At 30.7% G+C, this 21,618-nt stretch carries 22 protein-coding genes, 1 tRNA gene and 1 pseudogene; 4 read left to right on the forward strand and 20 right to left on the reverse strand.

Features of this window, described 5'->3' with window-relative positions; genetic code table 11:
* Together H0I29_RS10695 and H0I29_RS10700 are read right to left on the reverse strand one after the other, a co-directional pair.
* The gene (locus tag H0I29_RS10695) at nucleotides 1-1,650 is read right to left on the reverse strand and encodes an acetolactate synthase large subunit (RefSeq protein ID WP_218752277.1); all 1,650 of its coding nucleotides are present in this window, start codon (nucleotides 1,648-1,650) and stop codon (nucleotides 1-3) included.
* A 38-nt stretch (nucleotides 1,651-1,688) separates the two neighbouring features.
* Nucleotides 1,689-3,212 (reverse strand): GH3 auxin-responsive promoter family protein, encoded by a 1,524-nt coding sequence (locus H0I29_RS10700; protein WP_218752278.1) that lies wholly within the window; start codon nucleotides 3,210-3,212, stop codon nucleotides 1,689-1,691.
* 168 nt (nucleotides 3,213-3,380) lie between these two features.
* Between H0I29_RS10700 and H0I29_RS10705 the strand changes: the two genes are divergently transcribed.
* Nucleotides 3,381-3,710, forward strand: coding sequence for a hypothetical protein (locus tag H0I29_RS10705; protein ID WP_218732752.1), 330 nt, complete (start codon nucleotides 3,381-3,383; stop codon nucleotides 3,708-3,710).
* Nucleotides 3,711-3,721: 11 nt separating this feature from the next.
* Here the strand turns inward: H0I29_RS10705 and scpA are convergent, their stop codons facing one another.
* The 18 genes and pseudogenes from scpA to H0I29_RS10795 all read right to left on the reverse strand — a co-directional run bounded on the left by scpA (nucleotide 3,722) and on the right by H0I29_RS10795 (nucleotide 17,495).
* On the reverse strand, nucleotides 3,722-5,785 hold the full coding sequence (gene scpA, locus H0I29_RS10710; RefSeq protein ID WP_218752280.1) for a methylmalonyl-CoA mutase: 2,064 nt from the start codon (nucleotides 5,783-5,785) through the stop codon (nucleotides 3,722-3,724).
* Complete coding sequence (locus H0I29_RS10715; protein WP_218732754.1) at nucleotides 5,778-6,113, reverse strand: hypothetical protein; 336 nt, start codon at nucleotides 6,111-6,113, stop codon at nucleotides 5,778-5,780. Before H0I29_RS10715 ends, scpA begins: the two co-directional genes overlap by 8 nt.
* Nucleotides 6,106-7,482 carry a methylmalonyl-CoA mutase subunit beta gene (locus H0I29_RS10720; RefSeq protein ID WP_218752282.1) on the reverse strand — a complete coding sequence of 459 codons (1,377 nt, stop codon included), beginning with the start codon at nucleotides 7,480-7,482 and terminating at the stop codon, nucleotides 6,106-6,108. Before H0I29_RS10720 ends, H0I29_RS10715 begins: the two co-directional genes overlap by 8 nt.
* A gap of 3 nt (nucleotides 7,483-7,485) precedes the next feature.
* Nucleotides 7,486-7,800: a septum formation initiator family protein gene (locus tag H0I29_RS10725; protein WP_218752284.1), complete on the reverse strand. Its 315-nt coding sequence runs from the start codon at nucleotides 7,798-7,800 to the stop codon at nucleotides 7,486-7,488.
* Nucleotides 7,801-7,806: 6 nt separating this feature from the next.
* On the reverse strand, nucleotides 7,807-8,412 hold the full coding sequence (gene udk / locus H0I29_RS10730; protein ID WP_218732757.1) for a uridine kinase: 606 nt from the start codon (nucleotides 8,410-8,412) through the stop codon (nucleotides 7,807-7,809).
* 219 nt (nucleotides 8,413-8,631) lie between these two features.
* Nucleotides 8,632-8,705, reverse strand: a tRNA-Thr gene (locus tag H0I29_RS10735).
* Nucleotides 8,706-8,943: 238 nt separating this feature from the next.
* The gene (locus tag H0I29_RS10740) at nucleotides 8,944-10,251 is read right to left on the reverse strand and encodes a deoxyribodipyrimidine photo-lyase (RefSeq protein ID WP_218752286.1); all 1,308 of its coding nucleotides are present in this window, start codon (nucleotides 10,249-10,251) and stop codon (nucleotides 8,944-8,946) included.
* Between the two features lie 38 nt (nucleotides 10,252-10,289).
* Nucleotides 10,290-10,766, reverse strand: coding sequence for an SRPBCC family protein (locus H0I29_RS10745; RefSeq protein WP_218732759.1), 477 nt, complete (start codon nucleotides 10,764-10,766; stop codon nucleotides 10,290-10,292).
* A gap of 1 nt (nucleotide 10,767) precedes the next feature.
* Complete coding sequence (locus H0I29_RS10750; protein WP_218752288.1) at nucleotides 10,768-11,229, reverse strand: TspO/MBR family protein; 462 nt, start codon at nucleotides 11,227-11,229, stop codon at nucleotides 10,768-10,770.
* Nucleotides 11,230-11,237: 8 nt separating this feature from the next.
* On the reverse strand, nucleotides 11,238-11,408 hold the full coding sequence (locus H0I29_RS10755) for a Lacal_2735 family protein (RefSeq protein WP_218732761.1): 171 nt from the start codon (nucleotides 11,406-11,408) through the stop codon (nucleotides 11,238-11,240).
* A gap of 3 nt (nucleotides 11,409-11,411) precedes the next feature.
* Nucleotides 11,412-11,885 carry a glutathione peroxidase gene (locus H0I29_RS10760; protein WP_218752289.1) on the reverse strand — a complete coding sequence of 158 codons (474 nt, stop codon included), beginning with the start codon at nucleotides 11,883-11,885 and terminating at the stop codon, nucleotides 11,412-11,414.
* 16 nt (nucleotides 11,886-11,901) lie between these two features.
* Nucleotides 11,902-12,585: an SDR family NAD(P)-dependent oxidoreductase gene (locus H0I29_RS10765; protein ID WP_218752290.1), complete on the reverse strand. Its 684-nt coding sequence runs from the start codon at nucleotides 12,583-12,585 to the stop codon at nucleotides 11,902-11,904.
* Between the two features lie 6 nt (nucleotides 12,586-12,591).
* Nucleotides 12,592-12,807 (reverse strand): hypothetical protein, encoded by a 216-nt coding sequence (locus H0I29_RS10770; RefSeq protein ID WP_068448590.1) that lies wholly within the window; start codon nucleotides 12,805-12,807, stop codon nucleotides 12,592-12,594.
* 77 nt (nucleotides 12,808-12,884) lie between these two features.
* Nucleotides 12,885-13,109 (reverse strand): hypothetical protein, encoded by a 225-nt coding sequence (locus tag H0I29_RS10775; RefSeq protein WP_165732956.1) that lies wholly within the window; start codon nucleotides 13,107-13,109, stop codon nucleotides 12,885-12,887.
* Between the two features lie 3 nt (nucleotides 13,110-13,112).
* Nucleotides 13,113-13,360 (reverse strand): annotated as a pseudogene (locus H0I29_RS10780) (TIGR03643 family protein).
* 350 nt (nucleotides 13,361-13,710) lie between these two features.
* On the reverse strand, nucleotides 13,711-15,132 hold the full coding sequence (locus H0I29_RS10785) for an SDR family oxidoreductase (RefSeq protein WP_218752291.1): 1,422 nt from the start codon (nucleotides 15,130-15,132) through the stop codon (nucleotides 13,711-13,713).
* Between the two features lie 395 nt (nucleotides 15,133-15,527).
* A complete protein-coding gene (locus H0I29_RS10790; protein ID WP_218752292.1) occupies nucleotides 15,528-16,832 on the reverse strand; it encodes an AarF/ABC1/UbiB kinase family protein in 1,305 nt (434 codons plus the stop codon).
* A gap of 6 nt (nucleotides 16,833-16,838) precedes the next feature.
* Nucleotides 16,839-17,495 carry a TetR family transcriptional regulator C-terminal domain-containing protein gene (locus H0I29_RS10795; RefSeq protein WP_218752293.1) on the reverse strand — a complete coding sequence of 219 codons (657 nt, stop codon included), beginning with the start codon at nucleotides 17,493-17,495 and terminating at the stop codon, nucleotides 16,839-16,841.
* A 155-nt stretch (nucleotides 17,496-17,650) separates the two neighbouring features.
* On the opposite strand from H0I29_RS10795, the gene H0I29_RS10800 reads away from it, so the two are divergent.
* From H0I29_RS10800 to H0I29_RS10810, 3 genes are all read left to right on the forward strand, one after another.
* On the forward strand, nucleotides 17,651-18,745 hold the full coding sequence (locus tag H0I29_RS10800; RefSeq protein WP_218752294.1) for a formylglycine-generating enzyme family protein: 1,095 nt from the start codon (nucleotides 17,651-17,653) through the stop codon (nucleotides 18,743-18,745).
* Nucleotides 18,746-19,078: 333 nt separating this feature from the next.
* Nucleotides 19,079-19,969, forward strand: a complete 891-nt coding sequence (locus H0I29_RS10805) for a hypothetical protein (protein WP_218752295.1) — start codon at nucleotides 19,079-19,081, stop codon at nucleotides 19,967-19,969.
* Between the two features lie 34 nt (nucleotides 19,970-20,003).
* Nucleotides 20,004-21,587 (forward strand): sulfatase, encoded by a 1,584-nt coding sequence (locus tag H0I29_RS10810; protein WP_218752296.1) that lies wholly within the window; start codon nucleotides 20,004-20,006, stop codon nucleotides 21,585-21,587.
* The last annotated feature ends 31 nt before the right edge of the window (nucleotides 21,588-21,618 follow it).

A 21,618-nucleotide genomic window follows, 5' to 3' on the forward strand; every position in this document is an offset into this window, starting at 1 on the left:
TTATTTTTTAGAATTTTCACTTAGTAATACATTTAATATTTCATGATTTAATGAATAATCTACGGCTAAATCAATTACATGTACTCCTTTTAAATTTAATGTTTTTGTTAAAGTTTCTTCGAACTCTGATGAGGATGTAGGTCTGTGTCCAATAGCTCCAAAACTTTCTGCATATTTTACAAAATCTGGGTTTTTATATTCTAGTCCAAATTTAGGGAATCCTTCTCCTTCTTGTTTCCATTCTATCATTCCGTAAGCGTTATCATTCAAAATAATGATAACCAAATCTAAATCCATTCGAACGGCAGTTTCTAATTCCTGAGAATTCATCATAAAACCACCATCACCGTTAATAGAAATAACTTTTTTATGGGGGTGTAATTCTTTTGCCATCATTGCTGAAGGAAAACCTGCGCCCATTGTTGCCAAAGCGTTGTCTAATAGTAAAGTGTTTTGAGCATAAGCGGGGTAGTTTCTAGCAAACCATATTTTATAAATTCCGTTGTCTAGCGTTACAATTCCGTCTTTTGGTAAAATGTTTCTTGTAATTTCTACCAAACGTTGTGGTAGCATTGGAAAGCGATTGTCATCTTTGTATTTAGAGAGATGACATAATACATTGTCTTTCACTTTTAAGAAAAAGTCAAGATTCCATTTTTTCGCATTCGATTTTAACTCTTTTGTTAATTGATGAATACTTGTTGCAATATCTCCAATTACATTTAACTGTGGAAAATAAACCTCATGAACTTCTGCAGCAAAAAAGTTAATATGAATCACTTTTCTTTTGTCATCAGGATTCATAACAAATGGAGGTTTTTCTATAGTATCATGACCAACATTTATAATTAAATCTGCAGCTTCTATTGCTTCGTGTAAAAAATCGTTTGAAGAAAGTGCAGCAGTTCCTAAATAAAGCGGATTCCTTTCGTCAATAATTCCTTTCCCCATTTGTGTGTTAAAAAAAGGAATTCCTAATTGATCTACGAAATTAGTTAAAGATTCACTGGCTCTTTTTCTATTTGCTCCAGCGCCAATTAATAATAAAGGTTTTTTGGCTGAAAGAATCATCTCTTTTGCTTCTAAGATGGAACTTGTATTTGCTGATGGGATTTTAGCGCTATTTACATTAAAATATTGCGGATTCTCAACGATTTCTTTACATACGTCTTCCGGAATTTCTATATGCACAGCACCTGGTCTTTCTTCTTGAGAAACTCTAAAGGCTTCTCTAATGATTGCACTTGCATTTTTACCATAGGTTATTTGTTTAGAAAACTTTGTAAGTGGTTGCATCATCTCTAAAATGTCTACAATTTGAAATTTACCTTGTTTGCTTTCTTTTATTGGTTTTTGTCCTGTAAGCATTACCATTGGCATTGCGCCCAATTGTGCATAAGCTGCAGGCGTCATTAAATTGGTTGCACCAGGGCCTAATGTAGACATGCAAACTCCAGGTTTTCCTGTAAGTCTGCCATAAGTTGCTGCCATAAAGCCCGCTCCTTGTTCGTGTCTGGTAAGTATTAATTTTATTTTATCAGATTTCCTGATGGATTCTAAAAGATCTAAATTTTCTTCACCAGGTAAGCCAAAAATATATTCTACGCCTTCATTCTCTAAAGATTTTATAATAATATCTGAAGTTTTCATTTTAGTAAGTTTAAAAGTTAATTTTAGTTTTTTATGAATTATGCTTTATGAATAAAATTTTCCCATTCGGCAAACTTTTCTTCTTTCATTACACGTTCCATTTTTACTTGTCCACCTTTTTTCTTGTTATTGTCATTCCAGTCATGAAATGTTTCAACAGGAATTACGGTAACCTTGACACCTTTTAATGCTTTGCTTCTTGCAACTTTATAATTATTATTTGCTTCTTTTAGAAAATCATCTAACGCTGTTGCAATTTTATCATTGTCACCTTTTAAATCGGAACCTAAATACCAAGAATGATAAAATTCACCATCTTCAAATCGCTTTGCACAAATGGTATATTCTGTAATGGTTGTAGAGAATTTTTCTTCTATATGTTTAATAGCATCATCCATTTTATTAACGGATAATTGAGATCCAACAGTATTTAAGAAGAATTTAGTACGTCCTGTAATCTTAATTTCAGCCTTTTCTACATCTGTAAATTTAATGGTATCACCTATTAAATAACGCCAAGCTCCACTCACTGTACTTATAATTAAAATGTAATCGGTGCCTGTTTCAACCTGTTCTAAAGTTAAAGAAGGTGCATTTTGTTTGATAGATCCATCCTCATTTATATAATCTGGATTCATAGGAACAAATTCAAAATAAATACCATTCTCGGTATTTAGCTGCATTGCATCGGTTTCTGGTCTTACTTGTGTAGCAATGTATCCTTCGGAAGCCAAATAAGTGTCTATAACCGTAACGGGTTTTCCTAATAAGGCTTTAAAACTTTTTTCATAAGGACCAAAAGCAACACCACCGGAAGTGTACACTTGAAGATTTGGCCAAATTTCATGTATGTTTTCTAAATGATGAAAATCAATCACTTTTTGCATCATTAATTCTATCCAAGAAGGTATTCCGCTTAAAGCACCAATATCCCATGATTTAGCATTTTCTGCAATATGTTGCACGCGCTCGTCCCAATCTTCAATCTTGGCAATTTCTTCTCCGGGTTTGTAATAACCTTTAAACCAAAAAGGAATATTACTAGCACTAATTCCACTTATTTCTCCTTCAAAGTGATCGTCTTTCTCATCTAAATCTGTAGAGCTTCCTAACATCATAATATCTTTCTCGAAGAAATCTACAGGTAAATCAAAGTTATTTAAAGAAGTAACTTGTTTTATTCCAGAACTTTTTATGGCAGCAATCATTTCATCCGTAACTGGAATTCTTTTACTCTTTTTTCCGGTGGTACCGGAGCTTAAAGCAAAATAAGATGGACTTCCGACCCAAGTTACATTTTCTTCTCCATTATGAATTTTGTACCACCACTTTTCGTTCAGTGAATTATAATCAAAAAAAGGAACTTTATTAGCAAAGGAGGTTTGTAAATCATCACTTAATAGGATGGATTCAAAATTATAAGCTTCACCAAATTGAGTTTCTTTGGCTGTTTCAAGTAAGTTTTGTAAAACTTCTTTTTGAGCTTCGACGTGGTTTTTTTCTGATGAAAGTGTATCAGTTAAATTGATAATTCCTTTTATAATATTTCCTAAGATTGCCATAGTTTATGTTTTTTACAAAGATCAAGATTGTATTACTATTAGATTAACTCGTATCGTGGAAAAAAGAGTCCATTAGAGTTTTTGATTTGAGTTAAAATCTAAATGGTTTGCAGTACTCTTTTCTATGTAATTTCTTTTATTTTGTGATGAACCTAAATTATATATAAAATGAATAACGAAAAAAATGAATTAGAAATAATAAAAAAATACCAAGAAAAAGGGTATACCAATAATTATAGAGTAGTAGATGGAGTGTTAATTGATAATAATACAAAAAGTAAGTACAAGCCTACTGAAATTTTTATTGTAGCAGAACATCGTTTTGAAGGAATGAGTAATCCTGCAGATATGTCTATATTATATATCGTTGTAACAAAAGATGATGCTAAAGGTACTTTTTTAGCTTCTTATGGAGGAGCATCTAGCACCGAAGCAGCAGAATTCTTTAATGAGATTCCGAAAGAAAATGTTTCAAATAAAGAAAACTTATTTATGTAAAAAATGTTTTTTTACTCGTCCGTACTATCAATTAAAATAGTTAGTAAATCAATAGCGGCTTGTGCGATTTTTGTTCCAGGACCAAAAATACCAACAGCACCAGCTTCTAATAAAAAAGGGTAGTCTTGTACAGGTACAACACCGCCAACAATTACCATAATGTCTTCTCGTCCGTATTTTTTTAATTCGGCTATAACTTGTGGTACTAAAGTTTTGTGTCCTGCAGCTAAAGAAGAGATTCCTAAAATATGGACATCATTTTCTATCGCTTGCTTTGTAGCTTCTTGTGGTGTTTGAAATAAAGGACCAATGTCTACATCAAAACCTAAATCTGCGTAGGCAGTTGCTACAACTTTTGCACCTCTATCGTGGCCATCTTGCCCTAATTTAGCAATCATAATTCTTGGGCGTCGCCCATCTAGTTCTGCAAATTTATCAGATAGATCTGCTGCTCTCTTATAGAGTTTGTCGTCTTTTATTTCTTTGCTATATACGCCAGAAATTGTTTTGTGAATTGCTTTGTGTCTCCCGAAAACAAGTTCTAAAGCATCAGAAATCTCACCTAAAGTGGCTCTATTTTTAGCGGCTTTTACAGCTAGGTCGAGTAGGTTTTCTTTTCCGGATTTTGCAGCTTCTGTTAATGCGTCTAAAGATGTTTTAACAGCTGTATTATTTCGTGTACTTTTTAATTGATTTAATCTTTTAATTTGAGAATTTCGTACAGCTTTATTATCAACCTCTAGGATTTGTAAAGGTTCTTCTTTTTTTAGCTGATATTTATTAACTCCTACAATTACGTCTTTTTCACTGTCTATTTTTGCTTGTTTAATAGCTGCAGCTTCTTCAATACGCATTTTAGGAATTCCTTTTTCAATGGCTTTTGTCATGCCACCAAGTTTTTCTACCTCGCTAATTAGCTCCCAAGCTTTATTTGCTAAATCTTCGGTTAACTTTTCTACATGATAACTTCCTGCCCAAGGATCTACCGTTTTGGTTATATATGTTTCTTGTTGTAAGTGTATTTGTGTATTTCTAGCTATTCTTGCAGAAAAATCTGTAGGTAAAGCAATGGCTTCATCCAAAGCATTAGTGTGTAAACTTTGCGTGCCGCCAAAAGCAGCAGCCATAGCTTCTATGGTTGTTCTTGCTACGTTGTTAAAAGGATCTTGTGCTGTTAAAGACCAACCACTTGTTTGACAATGTGTTCTTAAAGCTAAAGATTTTGGGTTCTTAGGGTTAAACTGTTTTACAATTTTTGCCCATAACATTCTTGCAGCTCGTAATTTTGCAATTTCTGTAAAATGATTCATGCCAATTGCCCAAAAGAAAGAAAGTCTTGGAGCAAAAACATCAATTTCCATGCCTGCTTCAATTCCTTTTCGTATATATTCTAAACCGTCTGCTAAAGTATATGCCAATTCAATTTCTGCTGTAGCACCAGCTTCTTGCATGTGGTAACCTGAAATAGATATGGAATTAAATTTCGGTATTTTACTACTTGTAAATTTAAAAATATCAGCAATAATTTTCATGGATGGAGCAGGAGGGTAGATGTATGTATTTCTAACCATAAATTCCTTTAGAATATCATTCTGGATAGTACCAGAAAGTTGCTCTAAAGAAACACCTTGTTCTTCTGCGGCAACAATATAAAAAGCTAAAATGGGTAAAACAGCTCCATTCATAGTCATAGAAACAGACATTTTATCTAACGGAATTTTGTTAAATAAAGTCTTCATATCTTCTACAGAGTCTATAGCAACACCGGCTTTACCAACATCACCTTGTACTCGCTCATGATCGGAGTCATAGCCTCTATGAGTTGCTAAGTCAAAAGCAACAGACAATCCTTTCTGACCTGCTTCTAAGTTTTTTAGATAAAAAGCATTGCTTTCTTCTGCCGTAGAAAATCCAGCATACTGTCTAATTGTCCAAGGTCTTCTAACGTACATAGTCGCATAGGGACCTCGTAAATTAGGAGCAATACCAGCAGCAAAACCTTCTTGATTAAAAGAAGGTTTTATTTTAAGGTCTGTGTTTTTGAGTTTTATATTTTGTAAATTTTTTCTACTCATTTTTAGGGCTGCCCTCGTCTAGTTTCATTAATTTATATAATTCAACTCCAATGTTTTTTACTTTTTTTTGTCTTTTCTTAATTTGAATATAACTCTTTAGTATAAAAGCTAAAGAGAATACGCACAATAGCATAACGGCGCTAAATATAAAGTTAACACTGTTCCCAAACAAATGATAAAACTTGTCTTCTAGAAAATAAAGACTTACTGCAACAAAAAAAATAAATCCGATTATAAGTGTAGGAAGTTTCTTTTTTAATTGTTGAATCTCAAGTTTTAGCTCATTTTGTTTTTTTTGTTTAAGTAGAATTTCTCTGTTTTTATCCATTTTTATTTTGTTCTATACTTTTTTCAGAATGTAACCGATCCTTTTCTAATGATTCTGAAAGCCGTTTTCTAGTTAATGGGGGGACTAGTGTTTTTATGTTTCTTTGCTTAACAAAAGGGTACAACTCTAACTCTTGTTGCATTTTATCTTCTTTATTTTGTTGCAAATTTGTACCTAAAAGTATAATTTCTTTTTGGATGAAACTATTTTCTTCTTTTAAAGCACTTTCTTTAATTTTTTTCTGAATGATGCCGTCCTTTAATTGTTTTAAAAAACCGCCACTTTTTTCTATTTGCTTAAAAATAGTTAATGCATTCTCTGCTAATTGTTGTGTTATTGATTCGATATAATAAGCACCTTCGGCAAAACCCTGAGCTTCTGTTAAGTAGCTTTCTTGTTGTAGTATTAATAATTGATTTCTAGAAATACGATTTCCGAATTCGTTAGATTTATGATAAATGGCATCGTAAGAAACATTAGAAATTGTATTTGATCCACCTAAAATAGCGCTCATACATTCTGATGTTGTTCTTAATAAATTTACATTATAATCATAAATGGTTTTGTTTCTTAAACTTGGTTGCACAAAAATATGAGCTTCTAAATCCCTAATTTCATATTCTTTTATAAGTGCAGACCATAAAATTCTAAAAGCTCTTAATTTTGCAATCTCAAAGAAATAATTGCTTCCTACAGAAAAAGAAAAACTTAACTTTTCTGCAACAGTGTCTCCAAACTTATTTAGATATTCATTTGCATGCGCTAGTGTATATGCTAGTTGTTGTGTAATTGTTGCTCCGCAATTTTGATATAGGTCTCCATAAATAGCAATGCAATTTGTAGTATTTTTCTGAATTCTCTCTAGCTTTATAAAATCTTCTTTTAAATTAAAAAACCAATTACCTGTTTCGGCTAAGTTCCCTATTATATCTGTTTGAAAATATGTTTTTTCAGAATTTATAAATTTAGAAACTTCTAACTGAAAGGTGTCTTCTAAAAAATGAAACTGAAAGTAAATGAAAATAGATTTTACATCAATATTAAGAAGTAGTATTCTATAATCGAAGTTCTTATATGCAATAAATTGAACTGAGTTTGCACCTCTTTTTAAAGCATCTATAGCTAGTGAGTTTGCTATTTTTTCATCATCAACAAAAATAGTTTCACAAATATTAAACCCTTTTTTGGGAGTTTCTATTTTAAGACTAGATCTATCTTCTTGTGTGTAAAATGGCTTTACAACAATACCTTCTTGAGTTTTCCATAACAACGTGTCATTATAATCTGCACCTTTTAAGTCTACTTGAATTTTATTTTTCCAAGCAGCGGGTGTAGTTTTTAGAAAATCATCAAAAAGAGAATTTTTCATTTTTTATTTTATGGTATCAAATTCTATTAAATAAATTTCTTCATTTTCTTTTTTCATTAAATACTTTTCTCTTGCAAAACGTTCTAATTGAATAGAGTCTTGTAATTTTTTTATGGTGGCTTTGTCTTCTGCTATTTTCTTTTGATAAAATGAAATTGTACTTTCTAAGTCTTTAATCTGATTATCGAATTTTCTATGTGCTAAATAAGAATTTTCATCAAAAAAGAACATCCAAATTAAAAATGGAATTAAGATTAAAACAAAAACATTTGTTAGAATCTTTACTGCCTTGTTATTTTTAAATTTGTTAAAAGTCATACTAGATTATAAACGATCGTTAATTACGGTTCTAACAACATCAATTGCTACGGTGTTGTGTTTATTATTAGGAATAATAATATCTGCAAAATTTTTAGTTGGCTCAATAAATTGAAGGTGCATTGGTTTTAAAGTATCTTGATACCTGTTTAAAACTTCGTCAATGTCTCTTCCTCTTTCTGTAATATCTCTTCTAATTCTTCTAATTAAGCGTTCGTCTGTATCTGCATGTACAAATATTTTTATATCAAATAAATCTCTTAATGCTTCATTATTTAATATTAAAATACCTTCTACAATAACCACCTTTCTAGGGTGTGTTTTAATAGTGTCTGTAGTTCTGTTGTGTGTTACGAAAGAATAAACAGGCTGTTCTATTGTTTTTCCTGATCTTAATTTTTTTAGATGCTTAACAATTAAATCAAAATCGATAGCTCTTGGGTGATCAAAATTTATTTTAGATCTTTCTTCATAAGATAAGTTTACGGTTTCGTTATAGTATGAATCTTGAGAAATTACACAAACCTCACCTGTAGGTAGTTGTTTAATTATTTGATTTACAACCGTAGTTTTTCCACTTCCTGTACCTCCGGCAATTCCAATAATGAGCATATAATTATGATTAAGATAATTAATTGTCTAAAATAATAAAGAATTTACAAATACTTAGGATTTATTTAATCTTAAATAGCTTCTATTTTAAAATAATAGAGCTTTTTTTAATTAGCTACAATTATTTAAATAAAAATTAAATTATTATTCAGACTGATTTTTAATGTTTTACATAAAAAAAGTCTCAAAAAATTATTTTTGAGACTTTTTAATAAATTGAGCCGATGGAGGGACTCGAACCCACGACCTGCTGATTACAAATCAGCTGCTCTAGCCAGCTGAGCTACATCGGCTTTTATTTTGAGAGCGCAAATTAAAGGCAATTATTAGTATCTACCAAATAAAATTTCACTTTTTTTTAATAAAAAAGCTTCAATTTACATTGAAGCCCTTAAAACAAGAATAATTTTACATAAAATAAAAGAAAATTGAATGATCATCTTCATATTTTATATTTTAAAAACGCTAATTTATTTTTTTTGTTGCCTTCTTTTTACTTTTAAAATTTACGGCCTGTATATGTATTGTGGGTTAAAAATCTACTAATGCTTTTTTATAGGTGGTTAAGCAACGCTCTCTAGCAGATTTATGCTCTACAATTGGCACTGGATAGGTGAGTTCTTGAAAGTCTGGAACCCATTTTTTAATATAGTTTAAGTCCTTATCGAATTTTTTAATTTGAGTAGTTGGGTTAAATATTCTAAAGTAAGGCGAGGCATCCACTCCGGTACCAGCAACCCATTGCCAGTTACCTATGTTACTGGCCTGTTCGTAATCGTGTAATTTTTCTGCAAAATAGGCTTCTCCCCATCGCCAATCTATCAATAAATGTTTGCAAAGAAAACTACCTACCAACATTCTAATTCTGTTGTGCATAAAACCTGTTTGATTTAATTCTTTCATACCTGCATCTACTAACGGGTAACCTGTTTCGCCTTTGCACCATGCTTTAAATTCATCTTCGTTATTTCTCCACAGAATTCTATCGTATTTTGGTTTAAAACTCTCTTTAACGGTATGTGGGAAATGCCATAAAATCTGCATAAAAAATTCACGCCAAATTAATTCTTTTAAGAAAGTAATGTTGCTGCTTTTAGATGCTTCGTCAACCATTTTACGGATACTCACAGTACCAAAACGTAAATGAGTACCTAATTTAGAAGTACTGTCTTTTGCTGGGAAGTTTCTAGTTTCTTCATACGTACCAATTAATTGAGATGATACTTTATAAGAAGCTACTTTTATAGCAGATTCTATAAAACCAATTGCTTCTAATTTTAAAATAGGTTGGTTTTTATTTTTTATTAAATTATCTAACAGTGTTTCTGAAGGATAAAATTGAATTCCCTTAAAATGAAAAGCTTCTAGCCATTTTTTAGAAAAGGGTGTGTAAACTTTATACGGTGTCGCATCTTTTTTTACAATTTCATTTCTTTCAAAAATTACTTGGTCTTTATACGTTTTTAAATTGATGTTTTTTGATGTTAGAAATTCTTTAATTTCTAAATCTCTTTTTATCGCATAGGGTTCATAATCATGATTTGTGAATACGGTATCGATGATGTGCTTTTCTGATAATGAGTTGTAAATTTCTTTAGGTGTTCCGTGATAAACCTCTAAAACACTCCCTATTTCGACTAATTTTTTATGAATATGGGCTATTTCTTGATAAATAAAGGAAACACGTGCATCATCTTTCTTTAATTTACTTAAAATTTCTTCATCAAAAATAAAAATTGGAAGTACTTTTTTACCTGATTTTAATGCATGGTATAATCCGCAGTTGTCATCTAACCGTAAATCTCTTCTAAACCAAAAAATGTTTATCTCTGTCTTCATTTATTTTCCTTATTTTATTTCTATAAACTAGAAAAATTCTATTTAATTGGTGGGTAGTATTGTCCAAAAAGTTCAATTAATTTTTTTTGTCTGTACTCAAAAATTTCTTCAAGTTTGGGTTTAACTAATATTGGGTGTGCAATTTGACCTAAAATTCCCATAGGAACTTTGTAGTCTATAATGTCTTCCATTTCTACACCGCCTTCAATTTCTTTGATAAAATGTTTGTGATGCCATAATGCATAAGGTCCAAAGCGTTGCTCATCTACAAAGTATTCGTTTTCTTTTACGTGTGTAATTTCGGTTACCCATTTTGTTTTTATCCCAAGAATTGGGGTAACAATATATTGTATAATCTGACCAGCAAACATTGGTTTTTCTGCACCAGAAAGAATATCAAAACTCATATAAGTAGGCGTAATTACTTTTAAGTTTTTGGGACTCGATAAAAATTCCCAAGCTTTTTCTAATGTAATTGGTAATTTCTGTTTTCTGTGGAATGTGTATATTTTCATGTTAATTATGAATTAAAATGTAGAGGTTTAATGAAGTTGCAATACAAAGCCAAATCATATATGGTAATAGTAAATATTTGTATCCGCCTGTTTTATTACTTAATTTAAAGAAATAATAAAATAATGTAGCTGTCAGTAATACAATTGATATCAAACCAATTAAGACTAAATGTTGATTGAAGAAAATGTAGTTCCAGCTAACGTTTAGAATAAATTGAATTATAAAAACGGAAAGTATTTTAGAATTGTAATTGGTTGTAAATTGTTTACCTAAAAAGATAGAAAAACATATCATAATAAAGGTCCAAGCAATTCCAAATACAATACCAGGTGGTGTCCAAGGAGCTTGGTTTAGGTTGGTATACCAATCGGAAAGTGGTCCGTTATCCATTAACCAACTCCCAATGGCTAAAGCACCAAAATTGATTACTAAAAATAAAAGTGTAAGCTTTACTTGTTTCATAGAGTAAATTATTTAGATTTTAAAGACTCAATTTTTTTTAGGATGTTATCGGCTTCTAAATATTTTTTGTCGCTATTTGTTCTATTAATAGCTTGTAGTTTAAAAGCTTCTTCCATTAATTTCTTGTAAGATTCTTGCAACTTTTCTATTTCACTTTTCTTTTTAAATAGACCGAACATGCTTTATGATTTTAAGTGTTTTATTATTTTTGAACTCAAGGGTTTTGTTATTGAAAAATAATAATCAACTAATTCTCCTTCTGGTGAGACTAAATATTTTTGAAAATTCCATTTTACAGTAGAACTTTTTTTATTATTTAACTTTTTAGATGTTAGCCATGTATATAATGGATGTTGATTTTTTCCTTTTACATCAACTTTTTCTGTAATTAGAAATGAAACACCATAATTTACTTCACAAAACGTTTCAATTTCAGAAGAAGACCCTGGCTCTTGTTTTCCAAACTGATTACAAGGAACTCCTATTACAACTATTTTGTCGTTATAGGTTTTATGTAATTCCTCTAAATCTTTGTATTGTGGAGTAAATCCGCATTTAGAAGCTACGTTTACAAATAGAATGTACTTGCCTTTAAAATCTGACAAAAGAATAGGGGTATTCTGGAGACTATTAATCTCTGTATTGTAAATATTCATTTAATTCTGATTTTATTTATATTTTAAAACTGACAATTCCGCAGTCTAATTCAAAAATTTGACCAGATATAGCACTTGCTTTTTCGGATATTAAATAAGAAGCTAGGTCTGCAACTTCTTTTGGTGTTAAATATTTTTTTAGAGGGTGTCGTTCTTTTATGTTTTCGATCATTCTTTCATTGCGCAATAACTTAGAGGCTAACTCTGTATCTGTTACTGTTGGGGCGATTGCGTTTACACGAATTAATGGAGCTAATTCTGCTCCTAAAGATTTTGTTAAACCTTCTACGGCAGATTTTGCTGCAGCTACACTAGCGTGAAAAGGCATCCCTAATTTTGCTGCTACCGTGCTAAATAATAATACGGAAGGTTTGTTACCTTTTTTAAAAGAGGGTAAATAATGTTGAATTGCTTTTACAGCACCAATTACATTAATTTCAAAGTCTTCTCTGAAATCATTTAGTTGTAGTCTAGAAATTGGTTTTAGGTTAATGCTTCCTGGGCAATAGATTAAAGTGTCTATTGTGTCTATTTCAGGTAAATCATCTGTAAGAATATCACAATTAAAGTGATTGAGATTAGTGTGGGAAAGTAAAGGAGCTGTTCTACTGATATTTATAATTGAGTTTTCATCAATTAAGCTATCAATAATTGCTTTTCCAATTCCTTTACTTCCGCCAATAACTAAAATTTTATTCATTTGCTTTTAAGGTCTTCCTTTCAAGCGCTTTTCAATTTTTTGTTTAACTGCTGTAAGGCGCTTCATTTGATCCATTATTTCAAGATCTTTTTCTGCTTTATATACTTCGTTTAGCTCTAGTATTAAGGCTTTTACCTCTCTAGAAGCTACAATTCTATCACTAGTTGTTTTAAATGAGAACTTTCTGTGTTCAAATTCTTCCGCTCTTTCTAATAAATTCATTCTCTGTTTCGCTGTTTTAATCTATAATTTGTGAATATAATTATAAAAGTTAGAAAAACAAGAGAAATCTGTAATTATTATGCAGTTAACGGTTTTCCCTTTAAGCGTCTCTCTATTCTTTGTTTTATAAGGGTCAAACGTTTCATGATATCCATAATTTCAGAATCTTTATTCTTTTTATATACCTCGTTTAAGTCTAAGATTAAAGCTTTTGCTTCTCTAGCTGCTAAAACACGGTCACTTGTAGTTGGAAATCTCATTTTTCTTGTTTCAAACTCTAATGCTTTTTTGATTAACTCCATAATTTAATTTTTCTGTATTGAACATTTAAATCTTCCTTTTTGGAAAGTTCTTAACTTTAAATGTTTTGTTTTTCTTTCCTGAACCCTTTTTCTCCACATTACAAAGCTTTTAGGCTTCATTCCTTTCAGCATTAAATCAATAACTTCTTGTTCTTTTAGGTTAAATTGATCTTTTATTGCTTCAAACGTGGTCTATCTTTTCAGTCCATTTCTATTATATGCTCAATAGCTATGCCGTTTAATTGCTTAATGCATAGATTTATCTTATAGCTGCATAGAATTAATTTTTGATTATTTTAATATGTTTATAGCAATCAAATACTATAAACATATTAAAATAAATTTCTTTTTTCTGTTTTTGAAAAAAAGTAATTAGGGACTATATTTCCTATTAACAGTTATTTATATTTCAAATATAATAAATGTTTAATGATTTGACAAATAAATTAAACAATATTAATGTTTTAAATTTATATGTTTTTTTTTGATAAAAATATTTAAGATCAAATAGTTTTTAGAATAGAAAAGAGATGAATGTGTCTAGTTCTAGATAAACGATACGGATTAATAAGGATTTTAACTTAAAAGTTATTGTAGTATTTTACTTGTTAATATTGTTAATCATACCGTTAAAAACAAACCAATGGAAAGGCATTACAGCGTACCAATAGAGTCTTCCTGCTAAGCCATGAGGTCTAAATGTTGCTGTTTGGTGTAGTTTTCCTTCGTCAATTTTAAATTCTAACCAAGCTTCACCGGGCATTATCATTTCTGCATAGAGTAGGAGTTTTCCTTTTTCTTTATCAGCATAAATTACGCGCCAAAAATCTAGAGCATCACCGATATTTAATTCTGTAGGATGCCTTCTACCTCGTCGTAAACCGGCACCACCAAAAAATTGATCTAAAAATCCACGAATTTTCCATAGAAAAGTACCATAATACCAGCCTGTTTCTCCTCCAATTGCCCAGATCCTGTCTAGTGTTCTTTTTTTATCCCTTATAACTCTTTCTTTATGATCTTTAAAGCAACCATACTCTGGGACGTTTACAAATTCGTGAACAAAGTTTTTTAATTTTCCGCTACTTATATAGGAGTCTTTCCAGCTAGAAATAATGCTATTTTGTTCAATTTTTTTAAAGGCTAATTTCACTGCCTCTTTGTAAGACATTGGGTTTACATCTAAAATGGCATTAATGTTACTTTTGTTTCCAATAACTTCTACTCCCATAGAGTTTACTAAGGAACTTGCTAATTTGTAAGAAGTAGAGGTTACAAAGTAGAGCCAATAAGAAGATAGTTTTGGCGTCATTATGGGTACCGTTAAGATGTGTCTTTTTAGTTTTCTAACTTCTGCGAATTGCAGTAACATTTCTTTGTAGGTTAGAATTTCCTGACCAAAAATATCGTGAGAAGTATTATATAGTTCTTTTTTATCTAATGCTTTGTGTAAAAAAGTTAAAACATCTCTAATGGCTAAGGGTTGTGTTTTTGTATTGAGCCATTTAGGGGCTATCATTGCAGGTAATTTCTCTACTAGGTCTCTTATGATCTCAAAAGAAGAACTCCCAGAGCCAACAATAATTCCTGCTTTAAAAGTGGTTAATGCGTATTTGTCTGACGCAAGTGTAATCTCTACGTTTTTACGAGATAATAAATGTTTAGAGAGTTTAGTGTCATTAGTTATTCCGCTTAAATAAATAACTTGTTTTATGTTTGTTGTTTCTGAAAAACGTTTAAAATTTAGTGCACATTTTTCTTCTAAGTCATGAAATTCTTTGGCAGAATTAGACATGGAATGAATTAGATAATAAGCAGCGTCAATGTCTTTTGTAATGTTAAGGAGGCTGTCTATGTTTAAAAAATCAGCTTCTACTAATTGAATGTTTTTTTGATTTCTGTAATAATTTTCAGCTCTAATTTTATCTCTTACAGGGCAAATTATGGTATGTCCATCATTTAGTAATAACGGAATTAAACGTTTGCCTATATAGCCAGTTGCACCTGTTACAAGAATTTTCATAGATTTTGTCTCTTTTTTTTAGGTTTTTTATAAGCTAATTGTTCCTTTAATTTGGAATAACAGCCTAAACAATTAATTGTAGCAACATTTCCTTTAGGTAAATTGATTACCTTATTTTGTTTCTAACAATTTACCTTTTATATATAACTCTTCTTAATATTTTGTCGATGTAGCATGTGCGTCTTCAATACTATTTTCATAAATATGATTGATAGTAAAGATACCATTTTCTTTTGTGTTTTAATAAGTATCTCTTGGGCGGTTGTAGACTTTAAAATAAAGTGTAAATTATAAAGTATAAAGTTGGCAAATTTAAAACTAGAGCAACTGTTTATAAGTTTATTTTATAAACAGCTGTTGTAGGTCTTGGGTGTTCTTATGATTAAAAATAGCCTTTATAGCGATTTAAAATTATTAATTTTTATGTCTTTTGCTTTTAAATCGTGCATTAAATTGTACAAGCCAAAAAAGGTTCTATTAATATAAATAAAATGCTTAGAGCCTCTGTTTCCGTTCATGTCTTTTAGTTCTGTGCTTTTTGCGTATTTAGCTCCTAAGTCAGAAAGTTTACCGAAGAAAACTTCATCAGAAAAATCGAAAGTTTCTTGGTGAAACGGTTGTGTAAATAAACTTAGCATTTCATGAAACATAGCTCTGAAAAATATGAGCTCTTCGTTGGAATCATCTGTTCTTAATATTTCTAACTGAAATAATTTTTCTTCAAAAAACGTAGGGTTGCCAATATTTTCTTTTTGAGCTAATTCGAAATAAGGTACATAAAAGTCTTCTGGAATGGTTTTCATACAACCAAAATCAATTACAATTAATTCGTTTTCTGGTGATATTAAAAAATTTCCAGGATGCGGATCTGCATGTACTTTTTTTAACTTGTGAATCTGAAACATGTAAAAATCCCATAGTGCTTGTCCTAGTCTATTAGCAACTTCTTGGTTGTCTGTGTAGAATTCAGATAAATGAACACCATGCATCCAATCCATGGTTATAATCCTATCTGATGATAAATCAGCATAATATTCAGGGAAATTAAGATTAGGAATGTGTTTGCAGGCAGCTACTATTTCTTTACTTTGTTCGACTTCTAAAATATAATTGGTTTCTTCGACTAGTTTATTTTCTACTTCTTTAAAATATTTATCAGAGTCTTTTCCTCTAATATTAAACATTTTAATGGCAATAGGTTTTACCAATGCTAAGTCTGAAGCAATACTTTGTGCAACACCAGGGTATTGAATTTTTACAGCTAATTCTTTTCCGTCCTTTTCAGCTTTATGAACCTGACCAATACTTGCTGCATTTATAGAAACAGTATTGAATTTGTCATATATTTCATTAGGATCTTTTCCAAAATACTTTTTAAAGGTTTTGGTTACTAAGGCAGGAGAAAGTGGGGGTACAGAGAACTGAGAGAGAGAAAACTTTTCTACATACGCCTGTGGTAAGATGCTTTTTTCCATACTTAACATCTGAGCAACTTTTAAAGCACTTCCTTTTAAGGTTTTTAAACCGTCATAAATATCTTCAGCATTATTTTCGTTTAAACGTGCTTTTGCTTCGTCTTCTGTTTTGGTTATTTTATCTCCATAATATTTTAGATAATTAACCCCAATTTTTGCGCCAGTAGTAACTAATTTAGAAGCTCTCTGAATTTTAGAAGTTGGTATAGAATCTATTGTTTTCATGGGCTTTTAATTAAAGTTTACTTTTTCTTTTAAAATGAATTTTCCAAAATCGATAATGCTTTGTAAAGGTTTAATGTCCATTAAGTCAAAACGAGCGTTAATCGATTTTTCAATAAAAATATCGGTTTTTTCAAAGGATGGAGAAACATCATCTAGCCAAAACTTCATAGTTACTAATAAATGAAACCAAGAGGATTCTTTAATTGATTTGTCTTGGATTTTTTCTAATTTTTCGTGCTTTAAATCTATTTTTTCTATGCCAATATTCTGAACATAGTTGAGGTAGCTTTCTCTTAAATTTTTTAGCGATTTTAGTTTCTTAAAATCTTTTTTACTGTTTTCTAACGCATACACAACATAGCTTCTATTCGCTGTTAATATTTCGAAAAAAGTAAAATAAAAACTGAGTAATTTGTTTCTTGCATCAAAGTTTTCGTAATCTTCACTTTTAGCTAAAATAGTTATGGTGTGATTAAAAAATTCAGAAAAGATAGCTTCTTCAACAGTTTCAAAAGAACTATAGAATTTATAAAAATCAGCTTCATCAAAATTATTTTCTTTTGCAAAACTATATACAGACTTTGGTTGGTGGTTGTTTTCTAAGACAAATTCCATATACCAAGATATTAAATTGTCTTTTGTAATATTTTTCTTTTTTGCCATAATCTTTTGATATTTATACAAATATACAATTGTTTAACTAATTCTTAGTTTTGTTAAACAATAATTTTATGTTAAATTAAATTGAGAGATTTAGAATTAAAAGAATAAACATCAATAGATTATCTATATTTGCGTGCAATCTTAATTTATTATTGATGAATTTTAATTTGAAAACAGTATTAATTACCGTACTATTATCAACAGCTTTTTTTAGTAGTTGTGATAAAAAACAATCAGAAAAAGATAAAAAAGAAACCGTACAAATTAAAGCTTTAAGCCAAGACGTTAAAGCACCAGAAGGTATGGTGTGGGTTTCAAGCAAAACTTTTTTAATGGGAGCTAAAGAAGGAGATCAGTATGCGATGCCACGAGAAAAACCTGCTCATAAAGTAGCAGTAGACGGATTTTTTATCGATGCAAAGGAAGTAACGAATAAACAATTTAGAGAGTTTGTAGTGGCAACTAAGTATGTTACTGTTGCAGAAAGACCAATAGATTGGGAAGAAATAAAAAAAGACTTACCTGCAGGAACAGAAAAACCTGCAGATTCAATTTTACAACCCGGAAGCTTAATTTTTAATAAACATGCTAAAGGAATCGTTTCTATGGCGAATTACGGACAATGGTGGAAGTGGCAAATTGGCGCAAATTGGAAACAACCAGAAGGTCCAGGTAGTTCTATTGAAGGGCAAGATAATTTCCCTGTTGTACATGTTGCGCAAGAAGATGCTTTGGCGTATTGCAAATGGGCTAATAGAAGGCTGCCTACTGAAGCAGAATGGGAGTCTGCTGCACAAGGTAAGTTTGAAGATAATATCTTTGCTTGGGGAAATAAAGCAGAAGACTTAGATGCGAATGCGAATACATGGCAAGGTAAATTTCCTACAGAAAATATTTCTGAAGATGGGTTTGATTATATTTCTCCAGTAGGATCTTATCCTGCAAATAATATTGGTTTGTATGATATGGCTGGTAATGTTTGGGAAATGACTTCAGACTTATTTAATGTAAAATATTATGAAACTTTAGATCCTTCCGTGGTTTTAACAAACCCTACAGGAGCAGAAAAATCGTATACACCAAGTAATCCGTATCAAATTGAATATGTTATGAAAGGTGGTTCTTTTTTATGTCATGCATCTTATTGTGCAAGTTTTAGAATTTCAGCAAAAATGGGTATGGAGCCTAATTCTGGTTCAGATCATATTGGTTTTAGAACAGTTGCTACAAAAGACATGTTGGCAGAATAATAAAATATTTATAATTTTTAAATTGATTAAAACTCCTTTTTTTGATAAAAAGGAGTTTTTTTTGTTCACAATCATTATAAAATATTATTCCGACTAAGTTTCTATAATAAAGGTTAAAATGGATTATAGATAATGTAATTTTTATCTATATTTACGAAAAATTACTAATGAAAATTTAATAAATTAATTGGTTTGTTGAATAAATTTCCCTTATTGTGTGTTTTTGTTGGTGAAAATGTATATTTATAATTTGATGGGGAATTTTATTACAGATCAATTTTTTTAGAGAAAGTAAAATCTGTTTAACTATTTAAAATTTAATATTAATAAATAATGAAGTTCTTTTTAATTCCCCTAGCCTTTATTTTCTTTAGCTATAATTTTACATTTTCTCAATCTCCTTCAGGGTTCCCTAAAGAATATAAAGTATTAGAAGTTAAGCCTTCTAGTACAGATTCTCTTATTAAAGAAGCAGATTCTCCTCATTTAATTGTTTACAATCCAGATGCAAAACAAGGAAAACTATTGTTTTTTATGCCGGGAACTGGAGGTATAGCTCTAAATGGTCCTAAAAGATTTTTTGCAACAGCTGTATCTCAAGGGTATCATGTTATTAATATATCTTACATTAATAGACCTGCTGTGGCTCAAATATGTAAAGGTGAAAACTTAGCAGACAACTCTAAGTGTACATCAGAATTTAGAAAGCAGCGTATTTATGGTGATAGCAATTTTTCATTAATAGATGATGAGCCTCAAGACGCAATAGTAAATAGGCTTACTAAGTTATTAATTTATCTTTCTAAAACAGATAAAGCTGGTAATTGGGATGCTTATTTAGAAGCTGGTAAACCAAAATGGAGTAAAATAGCTGTTTCGGGTCAATCTCAAGGAGGAGGAATGGCTGCTTTTATAGCAAAAGAACATTTAGTTGCTAGAGTTATCGATTTTTCTGGTGGTTGGGATTATTCTGCTAAAAATAAAATAGCAAATTGGTATGCAGCAAAAAGTGTAACACCTGCTAACCTTTGGTATGGAACTTATCATGCAAAGGAACCTGCGGCAAAAGTAATTAAAGAAAGTTATGAGACTATGAAGATTCCTGAAAATCAGATTTATTCTTTTGATTTAGCTGTTCCTAAAGGAAGAAAAGCACACTCTAATGGTATTAGAAATACTAATTATGCTGATCAATGGATTGAATTGTTAGGAAGGGCAAATTAATAATTTTATTTTTAAAAAAAACACATAATAATAGATGAAAATTTTAAAACTATTTATACCTGTGCTTTTGGTATTTTTTACTTCTTGTTCACAAAAAAGTAATTCCCAAAAAGGTTTAAAAACAGCACAAAAACCAAATATTATTTTTTTATCCATAGACGATTTAAGAACTGATCTTGGTTCTTATGGAAACAAAGAAATAAAAACACCAAATATAGATGCGTTATCTGCAACATCTATGGTAATGCTAAATACACATTCTCAATCAGCAGTTTGTGCATCTTCAAGAGCAAGTGCAATGTTAGGTTATAGACCAGATTCTACAAGAGTTTGGCACTTGGGAGATAAGTTTAGAGAGATAAATCCTGATGCAGTAACAATGCCTCAGTATTTTAATAAAGCAGGATATTATACCGTAAATATTGGTAAAATTTTTCATAATTATATGCCAGATTCTATTTCTTGGGATGAACCAGATTTAAAGCCTTTTCCGTATAATACAAAAGAGTACGCTAAAAGAGATGCAGAAACCTATTATTATACAGAAGATGCATTAGAAGATCAAAGGGTAAAAAGAGCAGCTTTGCTAGAGCAAAGAAAAGGAAGAGCAGTTTATGGAGATGGTTGGAATAGAGGGCCTGCATTAGAAAGTGCAGATTTACCAGATTCTTTGTATTTTGATGCTATGCAAACAAAATTAGCTTTAAAAACAATTGATAGAATTAAGGATAAAAAAGAGCCATTTTTTTTGGGTCTTGGTTTTTATAGACCTCACCTTCCATTTGTAGCTCCAAAAAAATATTGGGATTTATACCCTGCGGGATCTGTTTCTCCTGCTGCAAATCCAAAGTTACCAAAGAATGTTCCTGTTATGTCTGCAAATGCTAATTATGAATTAAGAGCGTATACAAATCCAACTAAAATTGGTCGTCCAGAAGATGCTTCATTGCCAGAAAAGTATGCAGATTCTTTAAAAAGAGGATATTATGCAAGTGTAAGTTATATTGATGCTTGTGTCGGAAAATTGGTAGAAGGTTTAAAGGAAAGAGGTTTGTATCAAAATACCGTAATTGTTTTATGGGGAGATCATGGATGGAAATTAGGAGACCATAACGGTTGGGGTAAAATGACAAATTTTTATATTGATACACATGTTCCTTTGATTATAAAAGGAGTAAATCAGAAAGAAGGTAAACGTATAGAAGCGCTTTCTGAGTTGGTAGATATATTTCCTACTTTATGTGATTTAACAGGTGTTGATAAAGCAGATTATTTTCAAGGAACAAGTTTGGTTCCTGTATTTGATAATCCAGATTTGGAGTGGAAAGATGCTGTTTTTACTCAATTTAGAAGACGTAAACGTATTTCTAAAGATGGTTATGAATATATGGGCTATTCTATGCAAACTAAACAATATCATTATATAGAATGGTATACTTGGGATAATGATAAAAAGGAGAAGGGTGATTTTGCAGCCAATGAATTGTATGATCATTATAAAGATGCTAATGAATCCGTTAATATTGCAGGTTATGATGAAGCAGCAGCCGTAGTAAAAAGTTTATCGGTGCAATTGTCTAAAGGGTGGAAGGGTGCATTGCCTAAGAATAGATTGTAGATATCTTCACTAACGGTTGTGTTCAAAAATA

This window comes from Polaribacter sp. R2A056_3_33 (genome assembly GCF_019278485.1).
Lineage (GTDB): Bacteria > Bacteroidota > Bacteroidia > Flavobacteriales > Flavobacteriaceae > Polaribacter.